The 21,282-nt window shown below is 38.7% G+C and carries 17 protein-coding genes; 7 read left to right on the forward strand and 10 right to left on the reverse strand.

Annotated elements, in window-relative coordinates; genetic code table 11:
- Position 1: 1 nt before the first annotated feature.
- Both JMN32_RS09625 and JMN32_RS09630 read right to left on the reverse strand, forming a co-directional pair.
- The gene (locus tag JMN32_RS09625) at positions 2–1,648 is read right to left on the reverse strand and encodes a hypothetical protein (RefSeq protein ID WP_202856104.1); all 1,647 of its coding nucleotides are present in this window, start codon (positions 1,646–1,648) and stop codon (positions 2–4) included.
- 423 nt (positions 1,649–2,071) lie between these two features.
- Positions 2,072–3,922: a vWA domain-containing protein gene (locus tag JMN32_RS09630; protein ID WP_202856105.1), complete on the reverse strand. Its 1,851-nt coding sequence runs from the start codon at positions 3,920–3,922 to the stop codon at positions 2,072–2,074.
- A gap of 106 nt (positions 3,923–4,028) precedes the next feature.
- On the opposite strand from JMN32_RS09630, the gene JMN32_RS09635 reads away from it, so the two are divergent.
- On the forward strand, positions 4,029–4,604 hold the full coding sequence (locus tag JMN32_RS09635; RefSeq protein WP_202856106.1) for an RNA polymerase sigma factor: 576 nt from the start codon (positions 4,029–4,031) through the stop codon (positions 4,602–4,604).
- A complete protein-coding gene (locus tag JMN32_RS27635; protein WP_202856107.1) occupies positions 4,594–6,060 on the forward strand; it encodes an energy transducer TonB in 1,467 nt (488 codons plus the stop codon). Before JMN32_RS09635 ends, JMN32_RS27635 begins: the two co-directional genes overlap by 11 nt.
- A gap of 33 nt (positions 6,061–6,093) precedes the next feature.
- Here JMN32_RS27635 and JMN32_RS09645 read toward each other — a convergent pair whose 3' ends face one another.
- Entirely contained in the window at positions 6,094–7,797 is a 1,704-nt protein-coding gene (locus JMN32_RS09645) for an alanine/glycine:cation symporter family protein (RefSeq protein WP_202856108.1), read from the reverse strand.
- 198 nt (positions 7,798–7,995) lie between these two features.
- Here JMN32_RS09645 and JMN32_RS09650 point away from each other — a divergent pair, with 198 nt between their 5' ends.
- Positions 7,996–8,538: a hypothetical protein gene (locus tag JMN32_RS09650; RefSeq protein ID WP_202856109.1), complete on the forward strand. Its 543-nt coding sequence runs from the start codon at positions 7,996–7,998 to the stop codon at positions 8,536–8,538.
- Here JMN32_RS09650 and JMN32_RS09655 read toward each other — a convergent pair.
- Positions 8,535–9,281 (reverse strand): LytR/AlgR family response regulator transcription factor, encoded by a 747-nt coding sequence (locus tag JMN32_RS09655; protein WP_202856110.1) that lies wholly within the window; start codon positions 9,279–9,281, stop codon positions 8,535–8,537. The two genes, JMN32_RS09650 and JMN32_RS09655, sit on opposite strands and share 4 nt — an antisense overlap.
- 136 nt (positions 9,282–9,417) lie before the next feature.
- The gene (locus tag JMN32_RS09660; RefSeq protein ID WP_202856111.1) at positions 9,418–10,539 is read right to left on the reverse strand and encodes a sensor histidine kinase; all 1,122 of its coding nucleotides are present in this window, start codon (positions 10,537–10,539) and stop codon (positions 9,418–9,420) included.
- A 236-nt stretch (positions 10,540–10,775) separates the two neighbouring features.
- Between JMN32_RS09660 and JMN32_RS27815 the strand changes: the two genes are divergently transcribed.
- A complete protein-coding gene (locus JMN32_RS27815) occupies positions 10,776–11,990 on the forward strand; it encodes a carboxypeptidase-like regulatory domain-containing protein (protein ID WP_202856112.1) in 1,215 nt (404 codons plus the stop codon).
- 199 nt (positions 11,991–12,189) lie between these two features.
- Here JMN32_RS27815 and JMN32_RS09670 read toward each other — a convergent pair whose 3' ends face one another.
- The 4 genes from JMN32_RS09670 to JMN32_RS09685 form a co-directional block, all read right to left on the reverse strand.
- Complete coding sequence (locus JMN32_RS09670) at positions 12,190–13,182, reverse strand: bifunctional heptose 7-phosphate kinase/heptose 1-phosphate adenyltransferase (RefSeq protein WP_202856113.1); 993 nt, start codon at positions 13,180–13,182, stop codon at positions 12,190–12,192.
- Positions 13,182–14,393: a pyridoxal phosphate-dependent aminotransferase gene (locus JMN32_RS09675; RefSeq protein WP_202856114.1), complete on the reverse strand. Its 1,212-nt coding sequence runs from the start codon at positions 14,391–14,393 to the stop codon at positions 13,182–13,184. The genes JMN32_RS09670 and JMN32_RS09675 overlap by 1 nt, the downstream gene beginning before the upstream one ends.
- Positions 14,394–14,588: 195 nt before the next feature.
- Positions 14,589–15,203: a recombination mediator RecR gene (gene recR, locus JMN32_RS09680; protein ID WP_202856115.1), complete on the reverse strand. Its 615-nt coding sequence runs from the start codon at positions 15,201–15,203 to the stop codon at positions 14,589–14,591.
- 132 nt (positions 15,204–15,335) lie between these two features.
- On the reverse strand, positions 15,336–15,611 hold the full coding sequence (locus JMN32_RS09685; protein WP_202856116.1) for an ATP-dependent Clp protease adaptor ClpS: 276 nt from the start codon (positions 15,609–15,611) through the stop codon (positions 15,336–15,338).
- Positions 15,612–15,678: 67 nt separating this feature from the next.
- Here JMN32_RS09685 and JMN32_RS09690 point away from each other — a divergent pair, with 67 nt between their 5' ends.
- A complete protein-coding gene (locus JMN32_RS09690; protein ID WP_202856117.1) occupies positions 15,679–17,142 on the forward strand; it encodes a sodium:solute symporter in 1,464 nt (487 codons plus the stop codon).
- A 1,406-nt stretch (positions 17,143–18,548) separates the two neighbouring features.
- On the opposite strand, the gene JMN32_RS09695 is transcribed toward JMN32_RS09690, so the two are convergent.
- Positions 18,549–18,887: an MGMT family protein gene (locus JMN32_RS09695; protein WP_202856118.1), complete on the reverse strand. Its 339-nt coding sequence runs from the start codon at positions 18,885–18,887 to the stop codon at positions 18,549–18,551.
- Positions 18,888–19,009: 122 nt separating this feature from the next.
- On the opposite strand from JMN32_RS09695, the gene JMN32_RS09700 reads away from it, so the two are divergent.
- Both JMN32_RS09700 and JMN32_RS09705 read left to right on the forward strand, forming a co-directional pair.
- On the forward strand, positions 19,010–19,852 hold the full coding sequence (locus JMN32_RS09700) for a universal stress protein (protein WP_202856119.1): 843 nt from the start codon (positions 19,010–19,012) through the stop codon (positions 19,850–19,852).
- Positions 19,853–21,121: a cation:proton antiporter gene (locus JMN32_RS09705; RefSeq protein ID WP_202856120.1), complete on the forward strand. Its 1,269-nt coding sequence runs from the start codon at positions 19,853–19,855 to the stop codon at positions 21,119–21,121.
- Positions 21,122–21,282: the final 161 nt, after the last annotated feature.

Below are 21,282 nucleotides of genomic sequence, written 5' to 3' on the forward strand. Positions count from 1 at the left end.
ATCAGTTAGAAAAATTAAAATTATATGTTATACCTCCTCTGAATTCCGAAAAGGAGGGCACTCCTTCAACATTCGCCTCTCGCCTGAGAAGTGAAAGATCCATAGAAAAGACATGCTTTTGCTTGTATTTCAATGAGCCGTTTAATCGTGCTATGATATTTGTACTAATTAAACTGCCTTGATTATAAGATTGGATCAATGATGATGATACTGAAACTCTCAGAAGTTTCTCAAGCAGCAAACGACTAGCCATTAACGAGGGACCTCCCGAAAGACTCTCAACACCATTAACTTCATTGCTGTTTACATTAAAATTGGTGGACAGGTTTAAATTTCTCTCTGTATAATTAACTGTATACCCGACGTTACCATTATAAAAAACGGATAGGTTATCCTGATTATCATCGGCATTTTGGTAACTACCATTTAATGACAAACTTTTCTTAATTGACTCACTGCCGAAATTATAGCTAATACTGCTGTTTATGCTATTGGTAACCTGAAGGTATAGCAAGGTATCGATTTGGTCAAACTCTGATTGTTGAAAAAATTGCGTAAGAGTAGAACTTGTACTAAAATTGCTATAGCCTGCCGTAACATTGACACCATTAGCCAGACTTAAAGAAGAGTTAAGGGATCCAATAAACCTACGGACATCCGATTCCTGATCTCCATTTAAATTATTCCGTTGAACGCCAGCGCTGGTAGATAGACTAAGTTTTCTTTTAAACATGCGCCAACCCGCTGTGCCGGAAATATCCTCAATATCGTTTATGAGAAAAGGCGACCCCAAAGTCCTATACTCCGGATCTATTCGTCTATACTTCAAACCAAACTGAAAACTACTTGCGCTATATACCAATTCACCCTTATATGCTCCGTTGAATTGAGAAGACACTCTTGGGGTAAATAAACCTCCAACATTCTCAGCATATTTATAGTCTCTCAGCTCCGTTTCTGGTGAACGAATGTCAGAAGTAAAAGCACTCAAAGCATACTCAGCGGAAAAACTTACTCTCTCTAAAATTTCCCTTTTCAAATTCAGCCCCAACACTAAATTTTCCGAAGGTGTGATACCCAATTCCGCCGTAATTGAATCATTAATTGAATACCTGTCATCCTTGGCCCTAAATGAAATAATATCTACTTCTCCCTTCTTCTGCACAAGGGTCACTTTGCTGCCATATGCCCATCGCTCAAATGAAGGCAACCCAAATTCCAGATCATTTATATTCCCTTCCAATCGAGCCTTGGCCAAACGGCCATAGAAACCACTTACCCTAACAGGTATATTTTCCGGGGATACCTCTATACCCGCTCCAAGAAATATATTACCTCCATAGGTAAATTCAGAAAACTGCATACTCCTGTACCCCAAATGAAGGGTTACAAATTTGTAAGTCGGGCTTATACCAAACTGATTAAAGGGCAGAGGGTATCGAAAACTTTGATCCTGCTGACTAATTGTAGCTGAAAATGGCGCAGAAATTCCTTTGTATGAAAAGGTGAGATTACCTGAAAGCAACCAATAAAACGGATCTCTCCTAGCCTCAATACCTGAAACACCATACCTCATGGCGGTGGCATTGATACCTCCAGATATTTTAAGCTTCCCTTGAGCAGTACCCTGCAAGGAGATTAAAATCAAAATTAACGCAACAAAGCAACTAAAACGCGACAACGGTGAGTATTATAGTTTAAAAAACAAAGTGCAATATAGAATAAAAAACCAGTGCCTATAATTTAAATACCAGCAGAACTCTTTCCAAATAATTTTTTATTCAAATGAGATTTTAATGCCTTAACTTTTAAAATTTGTAACCCATAAAATGAGAAATTTTAATTATTTCTGTTCACCTTATGTTCAAATATGAACAAAACTACGCTCCCTGTCCCTTCACATTTAACCTAATTATCCTCTTTGGGCATTTCCTTATTTTGGCACGATAATGGTTAACAAAAGAAAGAAACTAGTTAAAACTCAATTTTACTAAGGTTAATTTTGAAATTTATCACAAAACAAAAGAGCGCTAACTTTTTAGCGCTCTTTTGTTTTCAGGCTATTTCCCCTCTACTTTCTTGCTAATAACAAGCCTGACTTCACAAGATTTATAAACTCTATTCTATACCCCTCCTGATCTTTTCCTTTAGCAGACTGGGCCATCTTAATCACATCATCATAAGTCAAATTGCCTTTAAACTCAGAATCGCGAAGTAGCATACCAAATCCCGCAACAGCTGCAGACCAACGGAAGTTATCTGAAGTTTTCTCTATGTTTACATGGCTATCCAGCAATGCATGGGTTATCAATTTACTCTGATCTCCATCAGGTTGTTTATACCTAAGTTTTATAGTCATCAGTTCTTTTGACTTCATAGCCTCAGAAGAAATTTTACTTTCCTGGTATTTCAAATCATCGATAGGATCAAATTGACTATCTACACCTACAGGAATAATCTCATACAATGCAGTAACGGTATGGCCTGCTCCCAACTCTCCTGCATCCTTCTTATCATTATTGAAATCTTCATTTTTCAGAGCCCTGTTTTCATAACCAATCAGGCGGTAAGCCTTTACTTTTGCAGGATTAAATTCCACTTGTATTTTCACATCTTTAGCAATGGTGAATAACGTTCCTCCAAACTCATTCACAAGCACTTTTTTCGCTTCAAGGATATTATCAATGTATGCATAATTTCCGTTCCCCTTATCTGCTATGGTTTCCATTTTAGAATCCTTATAATTACCCATACCAAAACCAAGTACGGTAAGAAAAATACCATCATTACGCTTCTCTTCTATTAGTCGCTCCATCTCCGCATTACTTGAAGCTCCAATATTAAAGTCTCCGTCAGTTGCAAGAATAACCCTGTTATTACCACCTTTCTTAAATTGCTCTTTAGCCACCTTATAGGCCAGTTGAATACCGGCACCTCCAGCGGTAGAACCTCCGGCCTCCAGCTTATTGAGGGCATTAAGAATGGTTTCTTTATTATCACCACCTGTCGATGGAAGTACAAGTCCCGCAGCCCCGGCATACACTACAATCGCCACATTATCCTGAGGCCTTAGCTCATCCACTAACAGTTTGAATGCGGACTTGAGTAAGGGTAATTTATTAGCTGCATTCATAGACCCAGATACATCCAGTAAGAACACAAGATTTGATGGAGGTAAGTTCTTAGTAGGTATTTTACGCCCCTGCAAGCCTATGTGTACCAGCTTGTGCCGATTATTCCAGGGTGCAGTTGAAATCTCAGTATTGACCGAAAAAGGATCGGTACTTTCAGGTTGCTTATAGTCATAGCTGAAGTAATTGATCATCTCCTCAATTCGTACCGCATCTTTGGGCGGAAGCTGGCCATTATTCAAAAACCTCCTCATGTTGCTGTATGAGGCCGCATCTACATCTATTGAAAAGGTTGATAAGGGATTTTTCAATGCTCCATGAAAGATATTTTCATGTATGGCATCATATTCCTCAGTATTATGAACAGGATAACTTTCTGTCTCATACATCACAGGCGCTCCGCTCATATCAGCAGGCCGGGTAACAGCGTAACTCATATCTTTCTTTTCTTTTCCGGGTTTTCTCTTATTTGTTATCACTACCTCTTCAAGCTTCCTTACATCGGGTTCCATGGTTACATTTATCTCTGTCTTTGAGCCAACCTTAACTTCCTTAGTAACATAACCTATCATGGAGAACACCAGTATTGGAGTTGTTCCTGATACCTTCAGGCTATAGTACCCATTTATATTTGTAATCACTCCGGTGGTTGTCCCTTTAAGCACTACATTAACACCCGACAGCGGGCTTCCACCTTCAGTAGCTGTCACAGTTCCTGTAACAACCCTTTCCTGAGCATACATCACATATGATATGATGAGCAACATGATAAATATTCCGATCCTTTTCATAATTCTTAATTTTTGGTAAAAACTTCACTATCATGATGCAGGCGTTTTCGGAATTCCATAAACTGTTATGATTTTTTTTTAGATTAGGAACTTAGTCACTATTGAGATGTCAAATTCCCCAGCCTCACATACTGAAGAGAAGAAACTTATACACCTGTATAAGCAGACGGGGAATATGGAATATGCCGGAAGACTCTTCAACAATTACATGCACCTAGTTTATGGTGTTTGTCTAAAGTATTTAAAGAATAGAGAAGAAAGTCAGGATGCCGTAATGCAGGTTTTTGAAAAACTCACGGATTCCTTAAAGAAACATGAGGTTGAGAATTTTAAAAGCTGGTTATATGTTTTGAGCAAGAATCATTGCCTGATGAAGTTAAGGTCAAAAAAATACCAGAGTGAAAGAACTGTCGTAGATATTTCTGAAATGAATATGGAAAACACACTGATCATGCATCATAATAATGAGCCAGCTCTAGAGGATGACCTCAGCAGGCTGGAAAAATGTATTGAAGAACTACATAATGAACAGAAGCAGTGCGTTCAGTTGTTTTACCTTGAAAGTAAATCGTATAAAGAAATAGAGATACTTACCAGGTTTGAACTAAAAAAGGTTAAAAGCTATATTCAAAATGGTAAGAGGAACTTAAAGAACTGTATGGAAACAAAAAGTGAGCAATAGAAAAAACGATATTGGAAGCACACTATCTCCCAAGGTCATTGAAAAATACCTTAATGGAGGACTAAGTCATAAAGAAATGCATGAGGTAGAAAAGCTCATGCTCAATTCTGACTTCGATGCAGAAGCTATGGAAGGTTTTGAAGAGGTAGGAACATCGACAATGCAACAAGACCTTTCTCTGCTAAAGCAAAAGATTGATCATGAGGTGAAGCCAAAACGAAACATTATAATCTGGATTAAAATAGCTGCTTCGGTTGCCCTATTGGCCATTACGACGGCGATATTATTTAATATAGATTTTTTTAATCCTGCAAAGCAATTAGCGAAATCAGAGGTTGAGGAGAAAGTAAAGCCCAATACAGGTATCTCAGAAAGTGGAACTACCCCGCAACCTGCACCTATTCAGGATAGCCTAATAGCTTTAAATAAGAAGGAAATAGAAAAAGAAGCAGATACAGAAGCTAGAGAAAGTAAATCTGAGCGACAAAAACCATCTATTACTACAGATAATAAAATCGTTGAACAGCCTGGTGCAGACATGGCCATGGAACCAGAGCCTTTAGTAGAAGCAAAAGAGGAGCCCGCCGAACTGACAAAAGTTGAGAAAGAGCTGGCAATGACCGAAGATGTCGATCATATTGCTTATGAGGATGTTGAAATCGAGATGGTTGAAGAAGTGGTTGCTGATGAGGTACCGGATCCTGAAATTGAAGAGGCGTTGAAAGGTAAAGTTGCGGGGGTTCAGGCAACAGAAAATCCAAGAGCTGTCTCTAAGGCCAAGAAAAAAAGAGAAGAAAGTAAAGCAATGCTTCGTAGTGCAACACAAGAGGAATCAGTCTCCCAAAACGTAAGAGGACAAGTAACCTCTACCGATGATGGAACAGGCCTACCAGGTGTAAATGTGATCATAAAAGGTACCGCAACAGGTACGGTAACGGATTTTGAAGGTAATTATGCATTAAATATCCCGCAGGGAACAGACCCTACGTTAGTGGTCTCCTTTATTGGGTTAAACCCTAAAGAGATTAATGCAGCCGGCCAAAGCGTGGTAAACATTGAAATGGAGCCGGATGCAACTCAACTATCGGAGGTAGTGGTAACAGCTATGGATGTGGAAAGAGAGCAAAGATCATTAGCGTATTCTGTACAGACAATAGAAATGGACAAGGACAACAGGGCTGACATAGTACCTGCAAGCCCTGAAGGGGGAAAGTCATCATTTAAAAATTATCTTCAGGAAAATGCCAAGCCCATTAATGGACGGGAAGGCAAGGTAGTGGTTGAGTTTGAAGTAACTCCCACAGGTGATCTTATTAACTTCAGGATTGTAAGAGGTCAGGGTGCAGTCCTTAACAAGGAGGCCATTCGCTTAATCAAAGAAGGCCCCAAATGGAGCCCTGCTTTGCGTAACGGTACCCCTGATCAGGATAAGATCAGGGTTAAAGTAAAATTTTAATTTCTCCTTACCGGTTCAATCCAGTTTACCCTTTTATTCAGGAGTTTTTTCACCTGGCCAATCATTTTTAAAATCAACCCAGTAGTCTTTTACTGTCTTCTTCATTTCATCATGCAATAGTAAAATACCAGCAAGGTTAGGCAGCGTCATCAATGCGATTGTTATACCTGATAGTGTCCAAATAATTGTTGTATCTGCAAATGAAGCGAAGAAGAAACCTGTGACATATAGCAGTCGATAATAAACAATGTATTTGCTGCCAAAAAGATAAGTTGTAGCTCTATCACCATAATACGACCATGAAATAGCTGTTGAAAAAGCAAAAAGAACCAATCCTAATGATACAATGTACTGCCCCCAATCGCCGAGAAAACTTCTCTTAAAAGCCTCAATGGTAAGAGGTGCACTATGCACAAGGGATTCTCCTTCAAAAACAACTGCACTACTAGGGTCTATTACATCTCCATTAGCCACCTCCAGCGTACCCGTATATAGACCATCGGCATTATAAACTTTCACATTATCAGCGATAGAACGGGCATGTACTAACGTAACATCACTCATTACCACTCCATTCTCAATTTTCAACTCACCTGTATATTGTGTCATACCTTGCCCTTCAACAAGATATTCATAAAGTTTTTGTTTATCTTCTGGCTTATTTTCATCAAACTTAGAAGTAAGCACATCAAGCTCAGTATATTCGAACTGGTTGGGCATTTTATCTTTCCATGCACCAGAAGAAAGAAGTACTAAACCTGTAAGAGTACATATAACTATTGTATCGATGAAAGGCTCTAATATTGCCACCATACCCTCTGAAACCGGCTCATGAGCTTTTGCTGCTGCGTGAGCAATAGGTGCAGATCCCTGCCCCGCCTCATTAGAAAACAGTCCTCTGTTTACACCTCTGTTAAATGCAAACGCTAGGTTTGCCCCTAAAAATCCACCTACAGCAGCTGATCCAGTAAACACATCAGAAAAGATCGAAACTATTGATGGCCAAATATTTTCATAGTTTGTAGCGATAACGGCCAAAGCACCAATGAAATAAATAATCGCCATTGAGGGCACCAACTTTTCAGTCACTTTTACAATTCTGGTGATACCTCCAAGGATTACAAGTGCTAGAATTACTGCAAGTACAGCTCCTGTTATCCACTGTTCTATACCAAAGGAGGTGAATATTGAGCTTGCGATCTGGTTGATCTGCGGAAGGTTCCCAGTACCGAATGAAGATAAGATTGTTGCAAAAGCGAAGATCCCACCCAACCAGGCAAGGTTCAACTTTTTCCCAAAAAGCTTGAATTCAGCATTCTTCATATAGTACATTGGCCCACCTGCAATACGCCCAGTTTCATCCTTTTCTCTGTACTTATGAGAGAGTGTCACCTCCACAAACTTTGTAGTCATCCCTAAAAAAGCAGTGACCAACATCCAAAACAAGGCTGCAGGACCTCCCAGGTGTATAGCAAGGGCAACACCACCAATATTACCTGTCCCCACTGTTCCTGAAAGAGCTGTTGCAAGAGCCTGAAAATGCGATGCATCCCCCTCATCTCCTGTTCGATCAAACTTCCCTTTCACAATTTTTAAAGCGTGACCAAAATATCTCAGTTGAGGAAAACCAAGATAGAAGGTAAAGAATAATCCTGTTCCTAATAGTGCGTATGGAAACCAAACAGCACTGCCTATGTAGCTATCAATAAGAACAAGAAAATCGTTGAGCGTCTGCATAATTTATTATTCGTTTTTTTGCACGAATGGCAAATCTAATAAATTAATCATGATGGCAAAACCGTTTTTATTTCGTGAATTCCAAACCTATTCAAAGTTCCATTAAAAGTTTTTAGATAAAAGTCAAAAAAAATCGCCCCTAAACTTAACTTTGCAAAATTTTCAACGTTTGAAATGCTTATCCACACAGTTTTATTAGTGAAGAATTTAGCGGTAATTATTTTAATATTTTTTGTTAGCGGCATTTCGCTAACTGCCCGGTCTCAATCCTTAGATGTAATCAAAAATATCAGGAATGAATTATTTTATACGGATTTCAATTTTAACAAGTGTGAGAAATACTATAATTATATTGTAAGTCTCAATGATAAGTCACCATTGATTCAAGCCTACCAGGCAGCAGCGGAATCGCTAATGGCAAAGCACTCTTGGAACCCCCTAAACAAATTTTCTTATCTAAAAAATGCTCAGGAGCTCCTCAATGATGCGGTGAAAGCTGACGAGGAGAATCCGGAAATACGTTTTCTAAGGTTGTATATTCAACGAAGTATACCTTCTTATATGGGTATGAGTGGCGATATTGCAGAAGACAAAGCTGCCATACTCACACACCTTGACAAGTTAAATGTAGAAGAATTGGGCCGTGATATTGCCACTTATATAGCCACCTATATGGCAGCCACAGACCTTACTACAGCCCCTGAAGCCAGTTTAATCAAAGAAAAGCTAGAAGTTAATTAAACTACTTTCTTACGTATCTGCTTGGCATAGGTCCTACTTACAGGGAAGCTCTTTCCATTTTCCATTTTTACGATCAGGCCACCATTAAAGTGTTTTTCTATCTCTTTTAAATAATTAAGATTGATAATAGTAGAGCGGTGTACTCTTATAAATACATCTGGGTTAAGCTTTTCCTCCAACTTACCTATACCTGAAGAGCTCAAATACTGATCATTCTTTGTAGTTAATATAGTATAATCACCGGAAGCTTCGAGATGCACAATGTCTTTAACCTCCAAGTTGAGCAGTTTCTCTGATTTTTGCACGAACAGGTGGCTTGAATATTTACTTTCTTCACCGCCCGATTTAATATTCATCAATAAATCCTCTACATTGGTTTGCTCTGCTTTTATGCGCTCTGTAGCCCTTTTTATCGCCAATTTAAATCGCTCTTCATCAAGAGGTTTAAGCACATAATCCACTGCATTCTTATCAAAAGCCTGAATAGCATACTGATCATAGGCCGTAGTAAAAATAACATAAGGTTTATGAGTGATCGCCTCCAACACGTCAAAGCCGTCCATGCCCGGCATCTGCACATCCAGAAAAATCAGTTTTGGTTTTAATTTATCGATTTTCTCAACAGCATCTTTTCCTTTTGAGCATTGGCCAATGACCTCAACTTCGGGGTAAGGTTCAAGAAATTCTACCAGCAAATCACGGGCTAATTTCTCATCATCTATTATCAGGCAATCTATTTTCATGGTATGGTTTTAATTTATTTATCAATGGGTTTATTGGTCATGTTGGTTAAAGTATTTCCTCAAACCAGAATCAGTAAGAAATTAGAACAATACGTCATATTACTATACTGCAACAACCCAGTTCATTTTTAGTTAATCAAGCTGATACTGCTTCAAGTGCTCTATTAGTCTCCACCTTTTGCTCTTCTTGTTCAGGGGGTAAAATGAAGCTCACTGTGTAGCCATCCTGACGTGCATTAATGTGCAAACCTGCATATTTTCCATAAATACTCCTTAATCTTTTATCAGAATTTTTAAGCCCCACACCTGTAGAATTGCCATCCAAAACCTTCTTAGCATTTACCCCAAGTCCATCATCCTTTATCTCAAAATATATACCCCCACTTATCCTTCTCACCATAAGCTTGATAGTACCTCCTTCATCCTTAGGAGCAATACCATATTTCACTGAGTTTTCCACCAAAGGTTGTAATACCATCGGTGGAATACCGACACTCAGACAAGTTGGTTCAACATCAAGTTCATACTTTAAACGGTCACCGAATCTCACTTGTTGAATTTTGATATAATTTTCAATAAAGTCAAGTTCATGGATTAATCTTACCTTATCACCTGAGTGAGAATCAAGTGCATACCTAAATACGTCAGATAATTGCGTAATAACTTTCCGTGCCTTTTCCTTACTGGTGCTAATGAGTGTACTGATAGAGTTCAGTGTGTTGAATAAAAAATGAGGATTGATCTGAGACCTAAGCAACGAGAGTTCCATTTCCTTATTTTTAAGAGCCAACTCACTCTTTTCCTGCTCTTTCTGCCTAAGACTCTCAAAGTATTTAATGATGTAATAAACTGCAACTGTTATCAGATATTGATCATAGATCCGCATAGCATCCCAACTTAGGAGATCAAGCATGTACTCCTTCCAATCGTCGAAATAAACCAGCCCATCAAGATAATAATCAAAATAATAAGAGAGGTAGCTGATACACATAAAGTAAAAAAACACCCCGAAGAGGTGCCCTACCACTTGCACTGGAACTTTGAACTTAAACAACCAGTTGGTATATATAAATGTGAGTCCTACCAGTATACATACAGTTTCGAACAGGTAAAAACCATTCCATAAAACTGAAGTTGTGTAAGGTCTAAAAGCCTGCCATTCAATAATAGAACTCACAGCATAGTTGATAGCATACCAACCACAGATTAGCAAATAAGCTATCTTCCAAATCTTCGGTATCTTCTCAATTATAGTCAAAGGCTAATACTTTTATTATACTAATTTAAGCATTCAAACTTATATTAGAGATGATTTAAAAATTTCTTTAGTTATATATTTTTAGAAAAAGATGCGTTAATTAAGAATAGTTCAAATTATAAGATGTAATATCCCCCTTTCAAAATAGTTATCATAACAACAAATATTGACAAAGTGCAGTTTCGTTTACATCTTTGACCTTTAAAAGCCGGCACGGCTTACAAACAAATCACTATATGCGGCTTTTATGTCTCACATTGCTTTTATGCGTCATACATTTTTTTGCGCATGCCCAGTCTACGATTACAATTTCGGGAAAAATTGTAGATCGGGAGACAAGCGAGCCATTAATTTTTGCCTCTATAGGTATAAGAGGTAAACCCATAGGCACAATATCAAACTCAATAGGTGAATTTGATTTCCATATACCATCCAACCTTAAAAATGAAATTTTAGTTATTAGCATGCTGGGTTATGAAAATATGGAGGCGCCCATAAGAAACCTTTTGCTAAAAGACACCGTTATTTTCAGGCTTAACAAGGCCGTACAAATGCTTGATGAAGTGGTGATCCAAGACTCACTAAATGGTGGTGACATTGTAAGCATTGCCCTTAACAGGATAGAGGAAAACTACCCTATGACACCATTTTTACTAGATGGCTTTTACCGTGATTTGAAAAAAGTAGGTGGTATATATTTCTCATTATTAGAATCAGCTGTAAAAATTTATGATGAGGATTATAAAGAACCTAGAAACAAAAACAGACTAAGAGAGCGCGTAGCTCTTATGGAGGTTCGTAAAAGTTTGGGGTATAACAATAAGTTTACGAAGTATTTTGACCAGAGCAACCTGCTTGAAGAGTTACTATTGCATAACAACATTAGATACAGGCAGTTCCCATCAGAACAGTTGTTTTTCGATAGCTTTAAAAGGCTGAGAACATCATATTATAATGGACACCGCGTCTTTGTGGTTTCTATTGACGCTGACTATCACCTAAAGCTGTATATAGCCACTCAAACTTATGCTATCATCAGAATGGAGTTTGAAAGAAGCTACAATGATGCCATCATCAGGCGTAAAAAAAACCTGGTTAGTAAATACATTAGCGATAAGAAGGTCATAGATTTTAAGGAGTATGATGGCAAAATGTACCTTAGCTATATGAACCTGACTTCCAAAATCAATTGGTATGATGAAAATACCAATAAATTAAAGTTTGAAACTGAATTATTCCAGGAGTTGCTAATCAACAAGATACACCCCAACCCAACGGAGCGAATAGGAAGCACTGAAAGAATGAAAAGATATGGACTCCAGTATCAGGATGAGAAGTATAACAAAAAATTCTGGGACAACTATAATGTCATAAAAGACACTCCTCTGGACAAAGAAATAGTCAATGATCTGGAAAAGCTAGGTAGTCTGGAAGAGCAATTTGAATACTAATCTAAAAATCAGGTAACTTATCGCCTTGTATTACCTGATATCTCATCCAGCTTTCTACTTTCAGTTAAAACAACGTACTTAGAGTCAATTAAAAGCCAACTATAGACACGAAAACACCCCGGTGGCCAAGGCGCTTCCGGGGTGTTTTTTTAATCGATTTTCTGGCTGCTTGTTTTTAGTTTACCAATTACCAATCAATTTATAGCCAATTATGCTTTTTAGACTCCTCCAATAGGGCCTGCTTTTCTATAGGAACAACACCTACGTGCTCACACACCAACCCTCCTCCAAGGTTAGAAAGCGCAGCAATAAGAAAAGGTGATAAGTTTAAAGCTACAGCAATTGCGGCAATGCTAATTACAGTATCCCCGGCACCAGACACATCTGAAATTTCACGAATATGCGCTGGTATCAAATGCTTCTGCCCGCCATACTGAATATACACTCCTCTTTCAGAAAGTGTTATCAAACTACCCTGGCTGTTTAGTTTGGAAATCAACGTCTCAACAGAACGTTCTATTTCAGCCTGATCATTTTTCTCAAAGTCAACCTTCAAACCTTCCTTAAGCTCTTTTAAATTGGGCTTAAACAAAGTCACCCCTTTATAATTAAGGAAATTTCGTTTTTTTGGATCTACCACCACGGGTATGTTATTACTCTCTGACAGCTCAACTGTCTTTTTAATGAGATTTTTACTGATTACTCCTTTGTCGTAATCTTCAAAAATAATAACATCAGCAGTTGGAAGTACTTGTTTAATTTGCTTCCAAAGGTGGTCTTCTTCCTGTTTGCTCAATAGTCTATCCGTCTCCTCATCCACTCTCACCACATGCTGATGCGCAGTCATGATTCGAGTTTTTACCGTAGTTGGCCGTTCAGTGCTAAACACAATGCCTTCTGATGAAATATTTTTTTCATGTAGCCTTTCTATAAAACGCTTTCCGTTATCATCATCTCCCACTACCGCACATAAGATTGGCTCAGCTCCTAACGATTGTATATTGAGTGCAACATTGGCAGCTCCACCCAATCTGAAGTCCCGTTTCGTAGCTCTAACCACAGGAACGGGAGCTTCAGGAGATATTCGTTCTACAGCACCCCAGATGTAGGCATCCACCATTACATCTCCTATGATCAATACCTTCAGTTTATCAAAGGCAGCAAATATCTCTTCAATGGATTTATATGGCATTAAGACAATTGGCTTAAAGCTTCCTTAATTCGTTTTAGAGCTTCACGGAGTTCTTGTTCAGATGCTGCATACGAAAGTCTTACACAATCAGGATCTCCGAAAGCTTCACCTGTAACCAGAGAAACATGTGCTGTTTCCAAAATGTACATACACAAATCACTGGCATTGTTTATTTTAAGTTCTCCGGCTGACTTCCCAAAGTATGAACTTACATCAGGAAAGAAATAAAAAGCGCCTTTAGGCATATTGGTTTTGATACCAGGAATTTCCTTCAATAGTTCATATACTAATTGTCTTCTTTCTGCATAAGCTCTAGCCATCTCCTTGGTCGGACCAAGATCACTGGTCAATGCAGTAAGGGCAGCTCTTTGAGCAATAGAGCAATTGGCAGAGGTGATCTGTCCCTGCACTTTGTTGCAGCCTTTGGCAAGCCATAACGGCGCACCAACGTAGCCTACTCTCCACCCAGTCATAGCAAAGCCCTTAGCAAAGCCATTCACCGTCACAGTGCGATCGATCATGCCAGGGAGTGAAGCCATGCTTACTTTCTCTTCCGTATAGTTAATGTGCTCATATATTTCATCAGCAATAACTATGACGTTTTCATGCTGCTTAATTACTTCTGCTATCTCCTCCAGTTCTTTTCTTGTAAAGACAGAGCCGGTAGGATTACAAGGTGAAGAATAAATAACAGCCTTTGTCTTATCTGTAATAGCTTCATTCAACTGCTGGGCAGTAGCTTTGAAGTCATTTTCAATACCTCCTTTAATAAAAACAGGTTTTCCTTCTGCCAGTTCAATAAGTGCAGAATAACTCACCCAGTATGGAGAGAACACAACAACTTCATCTCCTGGGTTAAGTAGTGCCAGCATAACATTAGCAATAGACTGTTTTGCTCCGTTAGAAACCACAATATTCTCAGCCTTGTAAGCTATTTTATTTTCGTCATTCAGTTTTTTAGCTATGGCCTCTCTCAAGTCCTGATAGCCGGGCACGGGTGGATAAGCAAAATATTTACCTTCATCAATAGCCCGTTTAGCTCCCTCTTGTATGTGTTTAGGAGTCTTGAAATCGGGCTCTCCGAGACTAAGACTTATAACATCAATACCTTGGGCCTTAAATTCACGGGCCTTTGCCGCCATAGCTAGCGTGGCGGACTCTTCCAGATTCATAATGCGATCTGACAGTTGGAAGGTTAATAATTCACTCATTTTTGTTTGTATTTTAAAAACGAGCCAAAATTATCGATTATACCATTCACTTACCACAAAATTGAAATACTTTTAATATCAGGACATATAGATGTACTTCATTCAAAATCAAGCCTTTTGGATCTACAGAAGTTGCGAGAAGTATAATTTTATTAAAAAATGACCAAGACTGATATTCCTTAAACATCAGACAAATTAATCTTGCTGATAGGCCGTCCTGCTCAAGATGCTTCTTCCCAGAGTAATTTCATCAGTATACTCCAGCTCTCCACCTATGGGTATGCCCCTGGCAATGGTACTTATTTTTACACCAAATTGCCTCAGTTTTTTGGTAAGGTAAAATGCAGTAGTATCCCCTTCCATGGTAGGGCTAAGTGCAAATATCACCTCTTTTACCTCATTTTTATTATTTTCTATACGCTGTAGCAGTTGATCAATATTGAGTTCCGAAGGGCCAATTCCTTCAATAGGAGAAATGACTCCTCCTAAAATATGATATAACCCAGTATATTGAGCTGTATTTTCAATAGCCAAAACGTCTCGAGTATCCTCTACCACACAAATTATTGACCTATCACGCCTGTGGCTAGCGCAGATATTACACACCTCATCGTCTGAAATATTATGACAATCCTTGCAGTACTTGATTTTGGTCCGCAATTCTGTAAGTGCTTCCGTAAGTTCGGCTGTAGTGCCCTCCGGCTCTTTCAACAAATGTAAGACAAGCCTCAAGGCAGTCTTTTTCCCAATCCCAGGTAACTTAGAGATTTCTCCAACCGCATTTTCAATTAATCTAGAAGGGTATTCCATATCTAACCTCAAAGATATGTAACACCGCGATAAACAAAAAGATTATCTAGTATCCTGAATTATTAGTAAATATAATTGTGGCAACCTCGAGAGAGGCCTTAAGGAAATGATATTTTGCAGTTACATTAAGTATTATATAACCCGAGCATCGATACCTTCATCACAAATTGCCTCCTGCATTGGCTTGAGGGTTTTAAGAAGGCCTCTTTTCACTGAACACTTGCCTTTAAAATGAATTATATAAGCACATTGCTCAGCCTGCTCCACTGAATGATTACATACACGAACCAATGTATCAATCACATGATCAAATGTATTGACATCATCATTGAACACCATGAGGTCTTTGATATCTGCAACATCATCTAAAACTTCAACAAGTTCTTCTTCTTTATATCCGAAATCCATATAGAGCCTTAGTTTGTTGTCAAAAGTAAAAAAAAATTACAACTTTAGCCGGAATATTCCATGATTTATGACTCCAACTTTAGTAATAACTGTAATTGCCGTCTATTTTGCTTTATTAATTACCATTTCTCTTATCACCACCAAAAGAAGCGATTCAAGCACCTTCTTTACCGCTAACCGGCAATCACCGTGGTACTTAGTAGCTTTTGGAATGATCGGAGCATCACTGTCCGGAGTTACATTTATTTCCGTACCGGGATGGGTTGCTGATACTCAGTTTGCATACATGCAAATGGTACTAGGATACTTGCTCGGCTATCTGATTATAGCCACAGTATTAATGCCTATGTACTACAGGTTAAACCTTATCTCCATCTATGGTTATTTAGAGCAACGTTTCGGATTCTGGTCCTATAAAACCGGGGCCTTTTACTTTCTGCTTTCAAGAGTGATCGGCTCTTCCTTTAGGTTATTTCTGGTTGCTGGCGTTCTGCAGATATTCCTGTTTGATGCCTGGGATGTTGACTTTTCTGTTACCGTGTTAGTAACTATAGTACTCATTTGGCTATACACTTTCCGAGGAGGTATAAAAACAATCGTATGGACGGACACACTTCAAACATTATTTATGCTCTCTGCAGTAAGTATTGTGATTTACCTGATCAGCAAGGACCTTAACCTTTCCCTGGGCGGCATTACCTCAGCCATCAAAGAAAGTGAATATTCTCAAATATTTTTCTGGGACTGGCAGACAGGAAAGAATTTCTTCAAGCAGTTTTTTGCGGGTGCCTTTATTGCTATTGTGATGACTGGCCTGGATCAGGATATGATGCAAAAGAACCTTACTTGTAAAAATCTTGGTGACGCACAAAAGAACATGTTCTGGTTTTCGATTATCCTTGTATTTGCCAATCTACTGTTCCTGTCGATGGGAGCGCTACTATATATATATGCAAATAGCAATGGCATACCTCTTCCGGAAAGAACCGACAACCTATTTCCCATGCTGGCCAGGGACCATTTCAATATCATTGCAGGCATAGTCTTCCTTTTGGGAATAATCGCAGCGGCCTATTCAAGTGCTGATTCAGCTCTCACAGCACTTACCACTTCTTTTTGCGTAGATTTCCTCAACTTTAAAGAACACGAAACCACTCTGGCATTTCAGCATAAACAAAGGAATACGAGACTTATAGTACACCTAGGCTTCTCATTGCTTATGTTTTTGGTGATTATTCTTTTTAAGAAAATAAATAACGATGCCGTAATAAGTGCAGTATTTACAGCAGCAAGTTACACCTACGGGCCTTTGCTAGGGTTATATTCCTTCGGTTTATTTACGAAACTTCAAGTACGGGATTATGGAGTTCCTATAGTATGCCTCATCTCTCCAGCACTTTCTTACTGGCTAAACATTAATTCTGAAGAGCTACTGAATGGCTATAAATTCGGCTTTGAAATACTGATTGTCAACGGCGGGATCACCTTCGTGGGATTGCTGTTACTTTATAAAAAAAGAAGCCGTCCCTAACCAGGGGACGGCTCAAAAACTGTTCTCGTTAAAACCAACTAAAAACGAGTGATACAGCTTCTTTTCAACCTAACCAGTTTGATAATTACAACACTCATGCCAGAACTAAAATGGTTATTAAAACACCTTAAAAACAGCAAAAATAGCCATCAACTGTCCCTTCAAGAGAAAGTTATCCCAAAATGAAGCTCTTTAAATTTTATTCACTAACTATCATTGACACTAAAAACTTGCCGAGACATAAAAAGCAAATGGTGTGAGAACTTAAGGAAACACATAGAGAGTAAAATACGGACAGAAGGTAAAGCCAGGTTATCAAAATATAGATTTTGCTGAAGCATAAAAAAGCCATCCCTAACCAAGAGATGGCTTTTTACTGCTTCTCGTTAAAACCAACTAAAAACGAGTGATAACAGCTTGTTCAACCTAACCGATAAAAGAATTACAACACTCGTGCCAGTCGTTAATCATGATTGAGCCAGTATTCAGGGTCATTCAAGCACTTCAATCGAACCAAAAAGAGAAAAAAACCAATTTGATTTACTTATTTCTGAAAGGTGATGTAGCAGTTTGAGGAAAGATGAAAGTCAGCATGCAATACCCTCATTTCACGCTTGTAAACAAAAAATCCCCTGAAGGCCTGGCTCCAGGGGATAATTCGTTGTCTATAGTTGGCTTTAATGACTCTAAGGTAATAGGAGCAATTAAAAACTGAAAGGTTCTATCGACAAACCGCCTAATCCACTGTTAAAGAGCACATAACAAAGATGGGTGTGCCTAACAAGTGACAAAGCAATAGAACTATAAAAAGAAAGGCCGCCCCTAACCAAAGGACGGCCTAGCTGTACATGCTAAAACCAACTAAAACCAGTGTACAGCTTTTAGTTTGACCCAAACTAACTCACTGATAATCAATAGGCATGCCAATACAAAAACCCCTCAATATGACAAATTCGGGCATTTATTTTATAAATATCATCTCAATTTGAGAAGGTAATTCCCAGAACGATCTTGTCTGATTTTACACTCAATCAGCTCGTCCTTTTAGAGGAAAATTACTTATATACTCCTCTCTCAAAAAATCACAACAACCTCAAAATTAGTAATTTACAAAGTTTAATATTAGCTTCTTTAGCAAAAGATCAAAAAATGAAGAAAATACACAGCAATAGGACGGCAAGATAAAATCCAAAGGTGTGATATTCTAACAACACAAAAAGGCCGTCCCTAGCAGGGGACGGCCTAAAAACGAAATTTTAAAATAACAACAAGTAGTGTGCCAAATCCATGCTTAAAACAATATTTAGATTCCATCTGGGGGAAATTTATCGCTACCGAAGAACAGCCCAGAAATTTTTAAACGAAGAGCACCCTTTAATAAATAACAAAAAAGGTTTGAGATTCTCTTAAATAGCCAACTCAATGGCAGGGTCCCAAAATCTGGCTTTGAAGTCCACAACCTTATCCTTATTGATTTTAATATTTTCAGACTCCAACAATCTTTGCATTTCATTTGGATCGTCAAAGTGATTTTTACCCGTTAGAAGTCCTTCACGGTTGACCACACGATGCGCTGGAACATCCTGCATACCATGTGCAGCATTCATAGCCCAACCTACCATGCGCGCACTCCCTTTAACACCCAGATAGTTAGCTATGGCTCCATAACTAGTAACCCTTCCTTCAGGAATTAGCTTTACTACCTCATAGACGTTTGCAAAAAAATCTTTGTTCTTATGCTCCATTGATGCAAATGAAATTAATTATTTTGACGGCCATTATTTTTGGACTATTTTAAAATGGCGAAAGCCTTTTTAGGCTTTGCATAGATAGTTGCAATTTAAATTCATTTTAATAAAACTGCTCAATGTTTCAAAAAATAGCCATAGCGATAGCTTTCTCTCCCAGGCTGCAAACCTTGTTGGCTGAGGCAAAGCGAACTCAGGAGCTATTTAATGCTGAATTGTTACTAATCCACGTAGGAACACATACGGATAAGGACGATCAGTTTATGAAGGAGAACCTGAAACAGGCAGGGCTGAATAATGGCCGAGTACATGTAGTATGGGAATCTGGCAACCCTGCAACAGAAATACTGGCCTCCTGCCGCCGAGAAAAAGTAGACCTGCTCGTAGCCGGCGCACTCAAAAAAGAAGACTTCATTACTTACTACCTGGGGTCTGTTGCCAGGAAAATATTAAGAAAAGCTGATTGTTCGGTATTAATGATCACTGAACCCTCCGCTGAGAGCGATCCATTTGAGAAAATTGTAGTTCATGCCGAAAACAGCCCTTACGCAATAGATGCTATAAGAGCCGGTGTTTATATTGGCAAATCGCAAAAAGCAAAACAGCTCCACATAGTTCGGGAAATAAAACTTTATGGCCTGGCAATGTCGGTAAGTGGTGAGCTTACGGAGGAAGAGCTATCAGAAACACGCAGAAACATGGTTAATGATGAGATTCGAAATGTTGAAAAAATACTGGAAAATATGGATACGGAGGGATTGAAAATAAATATCAAAGTTATGTCGGGCAAATCTGGTTTTGAGCTCGCAAAATTTTGCAGCCGTGTAGATGCTGATCTCCTGGTTGTTGGCTCACCACACCGTAAATTAGGCATATTCGACAGGATGTTCCCCCATGACCTGGAATATATCTTTGCAGACCTGCCCTGCGATTTACTCATTTTACACCCAAGAAAGAAATAAATGGATAAGCTTAACCATAGCGAAGTTATTAATTTACTTATCCAACTGGGAGTTATACTTAGTTTCGCAAGGCTAATGGCCGAATTTGCGCGTAAGTTTAACCAACCCGCTGTAGTTGGTGAGATTCTTGCCGGTATAATACTTGGCCCTACTATATTAGGCAATGTAAACCCGGAAATTTTTGCCCTGTTGTTTCCCTCTACTGGAGCCTCTGCTGTGGTATTGGATGGCTTCATTCAGATTGCTGTAGTGCTTCTGCTATTCATTGCAGGATTGGAGGTGGATCTCCATATCGTCTGGCAGCAAGGGAAGCAAGCCTTATCTGTTAGTATGATGTCACTGATTGTACCATTTGTGGCTGGCTTTATTATTACATGGTTCTTTCCTGATCTCTTTGGCTATGTAGAAGAAGAAAAGAAACTGGTCTTTGCCATGTTTATTGGTACCATGATGGCCATAACGGCCCTTCCAGTGGTAGCTCGGGTCTTAATGGATCTCGAAATTTTCAAAACGAGAATGGGGATGCTCATCATTGCTTCGGCAATGATCATAGACCTCCTGGGCTGGATCATTTTTACGGTTATACTGAATATGATGGGCAACGCCTCCGAAACACTTAGCCTTGGCCGAACTATATGGATCTCAATAGGTTTTACCATTTTAATGCTAACGGTTGGCAAAGGATTAATCAATAAGTCCTTACCATGGATCAACAAAAGACTGGCATGGCCAGGTGGCTTGCTTTCACTTTCTCTGGCATTATGTTTCTTGGCAGCAGCTTTCACTGAATATGTGGGTATTCACAGTATTTTCGGGGCCTTCATTATGGGAGTAGCCCTTGGAGATTCAAAGCATCTTTCAGAAAGAGCAAAAGAGATCATTCATCAGTTTATCAACAATATTTTTGCTCCACTATTTTTTGTGTCTATAGGCTTGGGCATTGATTTCATCTCTAGCTTTAACCTACAAATTGTACTGGTGTTGCTGATCACTGCGTTTATATTCAAAATATTTGGTGCGACACTTGGTGCCAGGATGGGCGGACTTACAAAATATGATGCTTTTGCAGTTGGTTTTGGCATGAACACCCATGGTACTTTAGAGGTAATTCTAGCCGCAATTGCACTTCAAGCTGGGTTGATCACCGACGAAATATTTGTTGCAATACTTGTATTGGTAGTAGCTTCAATCCTTGCATCAGCACCTCTAATGAAGTACTGCCTGCAGCTTAATGCATCAAATAAAAAGGATTCACTCAATGAAGAATAATAATGAACATATGATGAGTATAAAATGTTACCCAATTAATACCAAGAACGCTTTTACTCAGTTAAATATCTTTATCTTCTACCATTCAAACATTAATAATGTTATTAGCAGAGTAGAGTTGGCTTAAGGTAACCTCATTGAATACATTTGTAAAATATATA

Source organism: Fulvivirga marina, from assembly GCF_016775155.1.
Taxonomy (GTDB): domain Bacteria; phylum Bacteroidota; class Bacteroidia; order Cytophagales; family Cyclobacteriaceae; genus Fulvivirga; species Fulvivirga marina.